We start from the raw sequence: 13,941 nt of genomic DNA on the forward strand, positions 1-13,941 counted from the left end.
GAAAATATACAAGCTGGTTATTTACTTTGTATTTCATTTTTAAATTCATGGTAGTCTTGATGACCGATGGTAAGCGAGTGCCATTGTATGACTTGGTTTTTTATGACAAAACCCAGATTTATATTAAAAGACATAATTTAATTGCTATACCCCAAAAACTCTTTATTTCAAATCACATCGTCCAATGTTTTACAATAATATGTTTTGAGACTGAAAGGATACTCACTCGATTTCAAACCTTTAAGGAACCGGATTCATTCTGCCTTGCTCATTGAATGCCTCTCATCGGTCGGTTCACATAAAGGAGGTTCAAATGAAATCGGTTAAGCACAATATTTACAATAAAATGAATATGGCACTCTACCGGCATCGGCTCAAACCATATTATGAAATATTAAAGAGTATTAAAAGTTATCAGATGAACGATTGGAGCGACTCGAAAATCAAAGAGTTTGCTCAGGAACTCAAGCATAAATCTCAAATGGGAGTTCCGCTAAAGAATTTGCTTACCGAGGCGGCAGCTTTGGTGGATGAAGCGGTGTGGCGCTCGCTGCGAATTCGATTGTACGAAACACAATTAGTAGCTGGTTTGGCCCTTCATGATGCGAATATGGTGGAGATGCACACGGGTGAAGGGAAGACGCTTTCTGCTGTTCTTCCGGCTTATTTAAATGCGCTACAGGGAAAAGGATCTCATATCTTTACGTTTAATGATTATTTAGCAAGCAGGGATGCCGACTGGATGGGACCGGTTTATCAATTTTTGGGCCTTACCGTAGGATGCATAACAGAAGGATCTAACATGCAGGAGCGAAAGTCAGCTTATGCTGCCGATATTACTTATGTGACAGCCAAGCAGGCTTGTTTTGATTATATGAAAGACTTGTTGGTATACGATGTAAACAAAAGGGTACAACGATCTCTTCATTTTGTACTGGTGGACGAAGCTGATTCGATTTTAATTGATGAGGCAAGGATACCGCTTGTTATTGCAGGGAAAACAGACGATACCAGAGTTAATTTCAGCAGGATGTCCAGTATTGTTAAGCAGCTCCTGCCAGTTATTGATTTCGATACGGATGAGAATGAGCGAAATGTATACTTAACAGAAGCTGGAGCTGAAAAGGTTGAGTCGTTGCTTCATTGCGGCAATTTATATGACATCGAAAACTCCGACATGCTGTCCGAGCTCAATTGTGGGCTTCATGCTGAGGTTTTGCTGAAGAAAGGTGTTCATTATATCGTACGAGACGGAGCCGTACAGCTCATTGATGAGTTTACCGGAAGGATAGCGGATAAAAGGCACTGGCCCGATGGTTTGCAGGCGGCGGTGGAAGTAAAGGAAGGACTCAAGGTTCAAGCTGGCGGAAAAATTTTGGGTTCGATGACTCTGCAGCACTTTTTAAGTTTATACCAAAAAATATGCGGTATGACGGCAACTGCCCAATCATCAACAGATGAGTTTAGAGACATCTATGCTTTGGATGTTGTTATTATACCCCCTAACAAACCATGCCAGAGAATCGATTTCCCACATTTAATATTTTCAGATAAAGAGGCAAAGAGGAAAGCAATCATTAGTGAGATTGTTTCTGTTCACGAGACGGGCCGACCCATTTTGGTGGGCACCTCCAGCGTTGAGGAATCCAATCAACTCTCGACCGATCTTGTGAGCAAGGGGATTCCGTGCCATGTACTGAATGCGCAACATGATCAGCAAGAGGCCGAAATCATATCTAGGGCGGGAGTGCTGGGCGCAGTCACCGTTTCAACAAATATGGCTGGCCGGGGAGTGGATATCATTCTTGGCGGGGGAGATCCTGAAGAATACAAAAAAGTGCTGGCTCTTGGGGGACTGTATGTCATCGGCACAAATCTTCATGAAAGTACCCGTGTTGATAAGCAATTGAGAGGACGAGCTGGCCGACAAGGAGATCCGGGATCATCGAAGTTTATCATAAGTTTGGAAGACGATATTTTGCTAAAGTTTGGACTGAAAGAGGCGCTTCCTAAAGAGTATTGTAGTCTGAGGCAGGAAACTCCTCTTAAAGGTTCAAAAATTCAAAGTATCATCAATCATATTCAGCTTGTCATAGAAGGTCAAAATTATGACATTAAAAAGACGCTAAATAAATACGCTGATCTTCTTGAGCAACAACGAAGAATATTATATACAAGACGGACGGATGTACTTTTTGATATTGTAAAGCCTAGTATATTGGCATCAAAAGAACCGGAATGGTATCGAAAATTGTGTCACACATTCGGACAGATAGAAGTTGACGAAAAAGAGAAGTATGTCCTGCTGGTTCAAATCGATAAATGTTGGTCTGACTATCTGGAGTATGCATCCTATGTAAAAGAAGGCATACATTTGGAAAGCTTGAGCAATAAAAACCCTTTGGATGAGTACAATCGGCTTATAATTCAAGCCTATGAAGAGCTGAACCAAAACATTGAAACAGAGGTACTACACATCTTTTCAAAGATGGATTTAACTAAAGAAATGATTAATCTTGATTTGAATGAGATGAGAATCCCTTCAGCAACATGGACATATATCATAAACGATAACTTTTTTCAGAACAGAGTTAATTTGTTCTAATTGGAATCCGGTGAAGGCGTGCGTTCGACGGCTTCACCGGATTTTTTGCTTACCACAGTTGACATAGTAAAGAAGCGGCTTAGTTTGCATCCGGAGCAACTGTCAATTTCACCCGAAAAGCAGCTGAAATGGTATCATTGGACCTAAGGTTCGGCTGTACTCTTGTTCCCATGTAAAAACACCTCCAAGTTGTACAAGTATTTTACAATACTCGTATTCTCAACTTAGAGGTGTTTTTATTTGTCTCACATTATGGAGTCAGTCCCGTAAATGGGATGGCTGTAAGTGCCATAAGGACCGTATCTTCATTATGCAGTTACGTTTCTTATGTGGTCTCCCCATGATCCTGGTTAACTTGTCTGGCTGCAGGTCGTGGCGCCGCGGTCGATTCCCGTGTGATAAGCTTCGTTGGCAGCAATAGTTCCATGTATGGCTCATGCTTGTGATCCATACGCCAGAACAGCTGCTCCACCGCCTTACGTCCGAACAGCTTCAAATCAACATCCATCGTTGTTGTTGGTGGCGTTGACAACCGAGACAGTTGCCCGTTGTCGAAGCTGCAAACGGACACGTCATCTGGCACCTGATAGCCAAGCTGGTGAAGCGTGGAGCTGACGAGAAACCCAAGGCCGTCGTTTACGCAAAACCAAGCGGTAGGCGGAGTGCTGAAAGTTGTCATTTTCTTCATGATATATTCCGATTGCTCGATGGCATCTGTTACGATCCAGTCTGGGTTGGCTTCGATTTCGTAATCGTGCAGTGCAAGCCGGAATCCTTCCATACGCTCGTAATAGCTGGGCGAGAAATCGATGTTACCCATAAAGCCGATATTCCGGTGACCGAGTTCGATTAGATGATGAGTGGCCTCATAAGCACTGAATCGGTTGTTCGTCAATATGCAGTCCGCCTGAATGGACGGATGATGATGGTCTATCAGGACGGTCGGGATGTCTGTGTCGATAACTGCGTTCGTATAGGAGGTACTCAGATGAGATAGAATGAGTATGCCGTCCACGTCCTGATTTTCTAGGAAAGAAGGCAGGATGAGCAAGCTCTCTGAATCTTTATCAATTGATTGGATAAGTAGATGTTTTCCGCGCTGTCTTGTCTCCTGTTCCACACTCAAATAAATTTCCCCGAAAAAACTCTTCCGAGCAAACGCAAAGTCAGAAGCAATTAGGGCGATGTTGCCGGAAGTCTCCATTCGTCGTTTCTTACGTGCAGCGGGGTATACGTACCCCATCTGCTCCGCTATATCGACGATAAGCTGGCGAGTTTCTTCGCTAACTCCATCTTTGCCAGACAGGGCCTGTGACACAGAATTTTTGGAAATGTTCAGCCGGTCGGCGATATCTTGCATCGTAACTTTCGATTTCATAAGGGATGAACCCTTCCTCTCTATAACGATGGTCTTAAGAAACGATGTCTCAAAAAAAGAACGACGTTTCAAAAAAGTTTACATATTGTTAGTGTGCATAAAAAGCTATGGAAATTTCTCATACTATGTAGAAGTTATTTAAAAAATTACCTCTTCATCATGATACTTCGCGTAAAAAAAACTTCGTTGCCTGTAATCACTACTAATATAAATTATGCCATATAACTCAAAATTACAAAACATCATTATTGACTGTATTGTAACGTTACAAATGTAAATAGTAAAGTAAGCATTGAAAGTAAATGATTTGTAGATCATTATTAAATCATGTCGAAAAATGCTGGTAAGGCATTGACAAACTTAAAAAAATAAATAATAATGTGAATACAAACGCTTTCAGTTAGTTTGTAATTTATTTTGTAACGTTACAATTAACATTGTAATGAATTTTGTTACACTGAAGTCATTCTCAGGAGGTTTGTTTAATGAAGAAGAAACTGTCAATCTTGCTTGCATTAACGATGATCGCTTCCGTCTTGGCCGCTTGCGGCAAGTCAGAAGCGCCTAACAAAGCTGCAGATGGAGTTACGACCATCGAGTTCTGGGCTGCGCCGAATCCTCCGCAGCAGGCGTTTTGGATGGAAATGGCTAAGGCTTACGAGCAAGTCAATCCGAAGGTTAAAGTAAACGTCAGCGCGATCAAAGAATCGCCAAGCTCAGAGGCGAGCATTCAGGCGGCGATTGCCGGCGGAAGCGCACCGACCATTTCGGAGAACATCAACCGTGGCTTCGCGGCTCAGCTTGCGAACAGTAAGGCGCTCGTACCACTCAATACACTGCCACAATATGAAGAAATCGTATCTGGCCGCAACATGAAAAACACGATCGAACCTTGGAAATTTTCCGACGATAACCAATATGTGATTCCAATTTACTCCAACCCGATGTTGTTCGGCTGGCGTCTTGACATTTTGAAGGAGCTTGGCTACAACGAGCCGCCAAAAACGTATAGCGAAGTGCTGGACGTGGCGAAAAAGCTGAAAGCCAAATACCCTGACAAATACGTATGGGCTAAAGGTGCGGATCTTGAAGATCCTACGGCTTGGAAGCGCTGGTTCGACTTCTTTATGCTGTACAACGCTGCTTCCGATGGCAATAAGTTCATTGAAGGAAACAATTTCGTAGCTGACGATGCTGCAGGTATCCAAGTGTTGGAGTTTGTTGACAACCTCCGCAAAGAAAAAGCAATTTTGTCGAAAAACGTAACAGATCCATTTGAGTCGGGTACCGGCATCTTCACGGATCTTGGTCCATGGACATTTAACTATTGGAAAGAGAAATTCCCGGAAATGAAGTACAATGAAAACTTTACGCTTTCTCTGCCTCCGGTTCCGGACGGAATGAACCAGGCTGAAGCGAAGACGTTCTCTGACGCGAAGGGCCTCGTTATGTTTGCCAGCACTCCGAAGGAAGAGCAGGAAGCAGGTGCCGAGTTCCTGAAGTGGGTATTCTCTGATGCGAAGAACGACGCGAAATGGTTCGAAACGACGAACTTGCCTCCGGCACGCGACGATTTGGCGGAATTGCCTGAATTCAAGACAATTATGGAGAAATCGCCAGAGCTTGAGCCGTATGCAAAGTCGGTTCCACAAGGGATCCCGGCTATCGACAACGCCCGTTACAACGAACTGCAAACACTGATTGGACAAGAGGCGTTCAATAAAGTGGTTAGGGGCGAGATCGATCCGAAGACCGGTTGGGAGAACATGAAGAAGGCGATTGAAGGGGAACTTCAACAATGATTAATAAAAGCAACAATAGGTTAGGCTGGCTTTTTGCCAGCCCCTACCTTGTTTTTTCACTTATTTTCTTTTTGGGGCCGCTGATTTGGTCATTTTTTCTTTCGTTTACGAACTGGGATTTAATTTCACCGACGTTTGACATCGTAGGGCTGAAAAACTTTGCAAAAGCACTGGCTTCACCAGGCGTGCAATCATCATTCTGGGTCACGTACAAGTTCATGCTCGTATTCGTGCCGCTTGTAACCATTATGTCGCTAGGGGTGGCGGTGCTGGTACAGGGACTGCCTAAGTTCCGCAGCCTATACTTGATTGGCTTCTTTCTCCCATACCTATCTTCAGGCGTCGTGGCGTCGCTGATTGCGAAGGGCTTTTTGTCCTTTAACAGTCCGATAAACGTCTTCCTGCGTGATAAGTTTGGGCTTGACATCAACTGGCTTGGCTCTCCGATGTCGGCGTTGTTCATCGTGGCGCTTATCATCGCCTGGAAATTTACCGGATACTATGCGCTAATTCTGACTTCCGGTCTTGAGAGCATTGACAAGGAAGTATATGAGGCCGCGGCGATTGACGGAGTAACGGACCGTCAGCGCTTTTGGAAGGTCACGCTTCCCTTGCTGTATCCGGCAATGTACACGACACTCATTTTGTCATTCGGCGTTACTTTCGGCATCTTTACGGAGGTATACCAACTGACGGGCGGTGGACCGAACTTCGCCACAAACACATGGCAGATGGAGATTTACAACCAAGCATTCAAAAACTTGCAGGCAGGTTATGCATCAGCAATCGCCATAATGGCATCTGTCGTGACGTTCATTTCTATTTTTGTTATCAAAAAACTGCTGGAAATGTGGGGTAAGCGAAATGGTTGGGTCTAAACAAAACAACAAGTACCGTTTAACAGTCCGTTATATCATTGCCACGCTCCTGCTTCTGGTCATGGTATACCCTTACTTGTATATGGTGTTGAACTCGTTGGCCGATTGGTCGCAGGTCGACCGCCAGCTCGTGCCGTCCACTTTTTCCCTGAAATCGTACGAATGGCTCTTTACGGGCGGGGAAGTCGGCATTGCAAGGCCGTGGCTAAATTCATTTTTCAACAGCGTTATCGTTTCTGTTGCTTCGACGGCACTTATGATGCTCTTCGGGGTTATGGTCGCGTATGCGTTGTCGAAGCTTAATTTCAAAGGACGGGATACAATAAACAACTTCGTGTTATTCCACATGTTCTTCCCGGCGATCATTTTGCTCATCCCGAACTTTCTCGTTATTCAGAAGGTCGGGTTGTACGACACGTACTGGGCGCTGATCATTCCGAAAGCGGTCAGCTTGTGGGCTATCTTTATGTATACGAACTTCTTCAAGGCGGTTCCGACGGTGTTCATTGAGGCGGCGAAGTTGGACGGAGCGTCCGACTTCAAGATTTTGTACCGCATCATGCTACCAATGTCGCGTTCCATTACGGCCGTCATCTTCCTGTTCCTGCTCATGGAACGTTGGACAGAGCTCCTGTGGGACATGATCGTTGTACGGAGCGACAACATGCTGACGCTGAACGTACTCCTGTCGCAGATGTTCGGTCCTTACGGCGGCTATCCAGGCCCGCTGTATGCGGCTTCGGTGCTCTTGACGCTGCCGATTATTATCATGTTCCTTATTTTTGGTAAGAAGTTTAAAGAGGGTATGCAGTTCAGTCTTAAGTAACTAGCACTTGCAAGTAACTGGGTCAAGCATGGGGAGTGGAGAAAATGGAAACGCCGTGGTGGAAATCAGCCGTTTTCTATGAAATTTACATGCCGAGCTTTTGCGACGGCAATGCGGACGGCATCGGCGACTTCGCCGGGATTACGTCAAAGCTCGATGATTTGCAGGAGCTAGGCGTGAACGGCCTCTGGCTGACGCCATTCTACCGCTCGCCAAAGGTGGATAACGGCTACGATATCGCCGACTATACTGCTATCGATCCTGATTATGGCACGATGGAGGATTTCGATAAATTCATTCACGAGACGCATACCCGGGGAATTAAAGTTATTGTCGACCTCGTGCTGAACCATACGTCGGCGGATCATGCTTGGTTTCATGAGTCCCGTTCATCTCGCTCGAATCCAAAACGCGACTGGTACATCTGGAAAGATCCGGTGAACGGCGGCCCGCCGAACAACTGGGAATCATTTTTTGGTGGATCAGCGTGGGAATATGACAAAGCGACCGGACAGTATTACTATCACGCCTTTGCAAAAGAGCAGGTCGATCTGAACTGGGCACATCCCGATGTGCGTACGGCGATGAAGGACGTTATGGGCTTCTGGCTCGATAAAGGCATCGATGGCTTCCGGCTCGATGTGATCAATTTCCTGAAGGTTTCTGGGTCATTTAAGGACAATCCGTACGACGCGGACAAAGGCGAGCAGGAGCACGTATATGACAAGGACCAGGACGGCATTTTGGACGTGATCGCGGATATTTGTGCTTACGTGCATGAGCGGGAAGGAACGTTCATGGTTGGTGAAGTCGGTTCGGAAGATATGAATGTGCTGAGCCGCTACAGTGGCAGCGGACTGCTTGACGTCGTGTTCAACTTCAATCTGGGCAGCCAGGAGACATTGTCATCGGGCCGTCTCTATGAAGAACTGCGAAAGATGGAAGACATTCACGCACCCGATCAGGTACCAACGCTGTTCTTTAGCAGCCATGACATGCCGCGTCACATTTCCCGGTTCGGTGACGGGGATTCGGAGCTGGAAGAGAAGCGGGCAAAGCTGATCGCTACGCTCATGCTAACGGCGAAGGGCGTACCGTTCCTCTATTATGGTGACGAAATTGGGATGCGTGATTTCACGGCAGAGCGGATTGAAGATATGCGCGACATCCAAGGGCTGACTACTTTTCAATTGGCGCTGGAGAGTGGCAAGACAGCTGATGAGGCGCTGCGGACGGCCAATGCAAAATGCCGGGACAAATCGCGGACGCCGATGCAATGGGATGATGACGTCTATGGTGGCTTCTCGTCGGTTCAGCCTTGGATCGGCATGGGGTCGAACCACAGCGTACTGAACGTGAAAACCGGGAAGCAGTCGGCCGATTCGCTTTATGCGTTCTATCGCAAACTTATTGCGCTCCGCCGCCAGCATCCGGCGCTGCACGACGGTGATTATGCGCGGTTGGAACGCCGAGAAGATGCCTTGATGTACGTCAAGCGTGCGGCCGGCGAAGAAGCCCTCGTCGTGATCAACTTCGGGGCGAAGCCGTTGGAGCTTTCACCCGAAGAGCTGCTGGCAGGCGAGTCACACTTGGCCTTGTCGTCAAGCCGGGATTCGGCAGCAGATATCGAATCGTTTATTCTGGGGCCGCACGAAGCGGCCATATGGATAAGCGGAATTAATCAGTGAAGGAGATATACCCACATGGAATTGAACAAAGGCAGTGTAAAGACATGTGAAACACTGTTGCAGGAATATAACGCGCATGCACCGCTAGCACAGAATGCCGAGAAACTGGTGTTCACAGGAGTTGGCGACAAAGATGTTTACAATATTACGGCTCCATTTGAAGACGAAGGGAAGCAGGTTATTGCCGGTCGCGTAGAATCACGTGATAGCGAGCATTCCGAAGTGTATTTCTTCGTCGAGCAGGATGGAAAATGGGTGCCGCTCGAAGGGGCACCGACGTTTACGCTGCAGGATCCGTTCCAAACACATATCGGCGGTGAGTTGGTACTTGGCGGCGTGCAGATTTATCCGCATCCAACGATGGAGAATGCGCTTATGTGGCGAACCGTATTTTATAAAGGCAAGAACATTGCTTCGCTTCAACCGTTCTTCAAAGGACCTGACGGCATGAAAGACCTGCGGCTCGTTGAACTGCAGGACGGCAGTATTGGTGTATTTACCCGACCACAGGGAGACAAGGGCGGCCGTGGCAAGATCGGCTTTGCCCGTGTAAACCGCTTGGAGGACTTATCTATTGATCTTATCAACGATACGCCGCTGCTTGACGGACAATTTACCGATGAAGAGTGGGGCGGCGCTAACGAGGCGCACCTGTTGAAGAATGGGTACCTCGGTGTACTTGGCCACATCGCCAGCTTTGATGCGCAAGGTGACCGCCACTATTATCCGATGGTATTCGCTCTCGACCCGGCAACGGGCCAATTTTCCGACATCGAGCTCATCGCTGTCCGGAACAAGTTTCTTCCGGGAGCTGCAAAGCGCAGTGACCTTGAGGACGTCGTATTCAGCGGCGGCCTCGTACGTAATGGAGACGGTACAGCGACACTGTACGCCGGTATCAGCGATGCGGAAGCGCATCGATTGACCATTGCTGATCCGTTTGTGAAGTTTGAACAGGCTTGATAGGGTTAATATTTTGCTTAAGGAGTCTACATCAATGAACATTTACCGCTATGAAGAAAATCCGCTTATTACGCCGGCTGACGTCAAGCCGCACCGCGATGACTTTGAAGTCATTGGCGCGTTCAACGCGGGCGTTGCGACTTATAATGGGGAGACGCTCTTGCTGCTGCGCGTAGCGGAGCGTCCGATAAGCAACGACCCAAACATTGTTAAAGCACCGGTGTTTAATCCAGAGACGAAGGAGCTCGACCTGATCGAGCTGCGTACAGACGACGATCGCTACGATTTCTCCGATCCGCGCGTCATTCGCAACAAGGCGCAAAGTGCAACGTTCGAATATTTGACTTCAATTTCATATATTCGCATCGCGCGCAGCAAGGACGGTCACAACTTTACAATCGACGACGAGCCGTTCGTCTATCCGTCCACTTCGCTTGAAACGTTCGGGATCGAAGATCCCCGCGTGACACAAATCGGCGACACTTATTACATCTATTTTTCCGCCGTATCTCCGGTTGGTGTCGGCGAATCGATGGTTTCAACAAAGGACTTCGTGAATGTGACACATCACGGCATGATTTTCGGCCCGGACAATAAAGATGTGCTCATCTTCCCGGAGAAAATCAACGGCAAATATTATGCGCTGCACCGTCCGACAACAAAGAGTATTGGTAACCCGGAAATCTGGATTGCCGAGTCGGAGAACCTGCTTTATTGGGGCAACCACAAGCATCTGCTCGGACTGCGTCCGGGAATGTGGGATGGCGGCCGTATGGGCGGCGGCGCTGTGCCGTTCAAGACGGAAAAAGGATGGCTTGAGCTCTACCATGGTGCAACGAAGGAGCACCGCTACTGTATGGGCGCCGTTCTGTTGGACTTGAACGACCCGACAAAAGTTATCGCTCGTTCCGGACAACCTGTTATGGAGCCGGATGCGGACTACGAGAAGAAGGGCTTCTTTGGCGACGTTGTCTTCTCTTGCGGAGCCGTCGTTGAAGGCGATACGGTGAAAATGTATTACGGTGTGGCCGATACTTCGATGGCATGCGCTGAGCTTAGCGTGAAAGAAATTTTGGACAGTTTGACTTACTTGTAATCCTATAGAAATAGAGTGAAGAGAAGACGCCAAAACCAAGACGGTTTTGGCGTCTTCTGGATAGGAGAAGGAAATGAAACTAAATGAGAACTGGAAGCTGCGTGATTTCAACGTTGGTGAAGCGCGCGATTTGGAGGTAGCTTCACCTGAGTATATCGACTATTTTTGGATGACAACAAAGGTGCCGAGTGACGTTCATACGACGCTGATCGAGCGGGGTATTATCGCAGATCCGTTCTATGGACACAACGATCAGCAGTGCCGATGGGTCGAGGAGAAGGTATGGTGGTACCGTACTGTATTCACCTGGGACGGTGAAATGGATGCCGGAGAGCGGATGGAACTGGTCTTCGAAGGGCTCGATACGTTTGCGATCGTATATTTGAACGGGGTGGAGCTCGGTTCTACGGACAATATGTTTATCTCCCATTCATTTGAGGCGACACGGGAGCTGAAGAAGGGCAAAAATGTATTGGCAGTAAAAATCGATCCAGTACATCTGCATGCCAAAGAAAAAATACAGTATTATTGGTCCGGATTCAGCAAAAAACGGATCTGGACACGCAAAGCGCAGAGCCATTACGGCTGGGACTGGGGTCCGCGGCTCGTCTGTGCGGGTATCTGGAAAGATGTGCATCTCGTCAAGCGTCGTCATGCTTATGTAGAGAGCGTATTTGCGCGCACGGTTGAAGTAACGGATAGAGAAGCAACCGTGGACGTAACGGTTGACGTGCGGGCGTTTGAACGGGGCAAGGTCTGCTCGGCTTACGTAGAATTGCTCGATGCAACAGGAAATCAAGTTGCAGCAGAGTCGTTCTCGCTTGAGCGTAATACGGGACTCGTGCAGGATGGAGCCATCTGTGCGAACGGCTTGGCTGGTGATGTTACTCTGCGGGTGTCGAATCCTTCGCTGTGGTGGACGCATGATTTGGGTGACCCATATCTGTATCAGTTAAAGGTGACACTGCTGAGTGGCAGTGAGGCGGTAGATGTGCACGAAGAACGTTTCGGCATCCGCACGCTGGAGCTGATGCGGCGTGACGAGGAGGGCCGCCATGCCTTCACATTTGTGTTGAACGGTGTGAAACTGTTCGCCAAGGGGGCGAACTGGATTCCGATTGACAGCTTTATTGCGGCAGTGCCCGACGCCCGTTACAGCCATCTGATTCGGATGGCGAAGGACGCCAACATGAACATGCTGCGCGTCTGGGGCGGAGGTATCTACGAGCGCGACATATTTTACGACGAATGCGACCGGCTAGGTTTGCTAGTCTGGCAGGATTTTATGTTTGCCTGCGCGCTCTATCCGGACTACAATCGAAACTTCATGAATAATGTGCGCCACGAAATCGAGCAAGTCGTCAAGCGGCTGCGTAGCCGGACATGCCTCGCTCTCTGGTGTGGCAACAACGAGAATGACTGGTTGTATGAGGCGCTTCATGCGAGCGGGGAAATCCCTCATCCGTTCTATGGTGAGAAGATTTACCACGAACTGATGCCGGCTCTACTCGACACACTTGACCCGACACGTCTGTACTGGCCGAGCTCGCCGTATGGGGGCAACGACCACAACTCGCGCGAGGAGGGTGACACCCACAATTGGCAGGTGTGGCACGGTAATATCGAGCCGCGGGTGTTCAGCGAGCCGCAGGTACAAGACTATAGCGTAGAAGGCTTATCGTTTAAGAAGTTTAAGGGCGATACGACGAAGTTCGCGAGCGAATTCGGCATGCACGCGTCGTCTAACCGCTATACGCTGCAGCGTAACATTCCGGAAAGCCAGTTCTATTGGGGCAGCGAAGAGATGATGTACCGCAACAAGGACATCCACCATCCGAAGGGTATTTTGCTGATGGAAGGATATACGGGAGCGCCCACCAATATAGAAGAGTATATGAATTACTCCATGCTGACGCAGGCGGAAGGGCTTAAATACGGTATTGAGCATTACCGTCGTAATAAGCCGGACACGAGCGGCGCACTGTTCTGGCAATTGAACGACTGCTGGCCGGGAACGAGCTGGTCGGTCATCGATTACTATGGACTGCCGAAGGCAGCGTACCATTATTCACGCAAATTTTTTGCGCCCGTGCTACTCACGGCGGATCATGATGCCGGTCAGAAGTTCGTGTTGTGGGCGCTGAATGATCGCATTCAGAACTATGACGATACGGTGCAGCTGACGGTGTACCGGATGGATGGCACGGTATTGTCCGAGCGCGAATTCGATCTGTCCGTACCGGCTAACGGCAAGGTACAGGTTGCATCGTTGTCCGAAACGGAGCTTACGTGTGGAGCAGATGCATCGGGCGTCGTATGTGTGGCGAGCTCGGGAAGTGGCGCCACGGAGGATAACTTCATCTACTTGCGAGATTACAAGGATATGCGCTTCGACTCGGCCCAGCTTCGGGTGGAAGTAGACAAGGCGGCCGCTGTTATCAGGGTGACAACGGATCGGGTAGCTCGCATGGTCAAGCTGGAGCTTGATGAAGAGTGGATAGTGCTGAGCGATAATTTCTTCGATCTTCTACCGGGGCAGACGAAGGAAATATCGGTAACGCAATCTGACGGTAAGTCGATCCCGTGGGAGACGTTGCGCGTGTCCGCCTTGAATGCGATCGGGAACAGCGCTCCCGGCGGTCAATAATAACAGGTTGAGGCTTGGAGCGGTTAGTTGGTAGGCTCTTGAGTCGGACATCAATATT

At 48.3% G+C, this 13,941-nt stretch carries 9 protein-coding genes; 8 read left to right on the forward strand and 1 reads right to left on the reverse strand.

Translation table 11 applies throughout. The features are described from left to right. Positions 1–313 precede the first annotated feature (313 nt). Positions 314–2,605: an accessory Sec system translocase SecA2 gene (gene secA2 / locus MNQ98_RS09750; protein ID WP_241932990.1), complete on the forward strand. Its 2,292-nt coding sequence runs from the start codon at positions 314–316 to the stop codon at positions 2,603–2,605. Positions 2,606–2,930: 325 nt separating this feature from the next. On the opposite strand, the gene MNQ98_RS09755 is transcribed toward secA2, so the two are convergent. Further along, positions 2,931–3,983: a LacI family DNA-binding transcriptional regulator gene (locus MNQ98_RS09755; RefSeq protein ID WP_241932991.1), complete on the reverse strand. Its 1,053-nt coding sequence runs from the start codon at positions 3,981–3,983 to the stop codon at positions 2,931–2,933. A 485-nt stretch (positions 3,984–4,468) separates the two neighbouring features. On the opposite strand from MNQ98_RS09755, the gene MNQ98_RS09760 reads away from it, so the two are divergent. The 7 genes from MNQ98_RS09760 (at position 4,469) to MNQ98_RS09790 (ending at position 13,883) form a co-directional block, all read left to right on the forward strand. Then, positions 4,469–5,785, forward strand: coding sequence for an ABC transporter substrate-binding protein (locus tag MNQ98_RS09760; protein ID WP_208914784.1), 1,317 nt, complete (start codon positions 4,469–4,471; stop codon positions 5,783–5,785). Beyond that, positions 5,785–6,663, forward strand: a complete 879-nt coding sequence (locus MNQ98_RS09765) for a carbohydrate ABC transporter permease (RefSeq protein WP_241933888.1) — start codon at positions 5,785–5,787, stop codon at positions 6,661–6,663. The genes MNQ98_RS09760 and MNQ98_RS09765 overlap by 1 nt, the downstream gene beginning before the upstream one ends. Continuing rightward, positions 6,650–7,489 carry a carbohydrate ABC transporter permease gene (locus tag MNQ98_RS09770; RefSeq protein ID WP_241932992.1) on the forward strand — a complete coding sequence of 280 codons (840 nt, stop codon included), beginning with the start codon at positions 6,650–6,652 and terminating at the stop codon, positions 7,487–7,489. Before MNQ98_RS09765 ends, MNQ98_RS09770 begins: the two co-directional genes overlap by 14 nt. A gap of 44 nt (positions 7,490–7,533) precedes the next feature. After that, on the forward strand, positions 7,534–9,177 hold the full coding sequence (locus tag MNQ98_RS09775; RefSeq protein ID WP_241932993.1) for an alpha-glucosidase: 1,644 nt from the start codon (positions 7,534–7,536) through the stop codon (positions 9,175–9,177). A gap of 15 nt (positions 9,178–9,192) precedes the next feature. Continuing rightward, complete coding sequence (locus tag MNQ98_RS09780; RefSeq protein ID WP_241932994.1) at positions 9,193–10,140, forward strand: MTP-1 family protein; 948 nt, start codon at positions 9,193–9,195, stop codon at positions 10,138–10,140. 34 nt (positions 10,141–10,174) lie between these two features. Next, entirely contained in the window at positions 10,175–11,236 is a 1,062-nt protein-coding gene (locus MNQ98_RS09785; RefSeq protein WP_241932995.1) for a BtaManbiosPhlase, read from the forward strand. A gap of 73 nt (positions 11,237–11,309) precedes the next feature. Further along, on the forward strand, positions 11,310–13,883 hold the full coding sequence (locus MNQ98_RS09790) for a beta-mannosidase (RefSeq protein WP_241932996.1): 2,574 nt from the start codon (positions 11,310–11,312) through the stop codon (positions 13,881–13,883). The last annotated feature ends 58 nt before the right edge of the window (positions 13,884–13,941 follow it).

It is taken from the genome of Paenibacillus sp. N3/727 (genome assembly GCF_022637315.1).
Classification (GTDB): domain Bacteria; phylum Bacillota; class Bacilli; order Paenibacillales; family Paenibacillaceae; genus Paenibacillus_AQ; species Paenibacillus_AQ uliginis.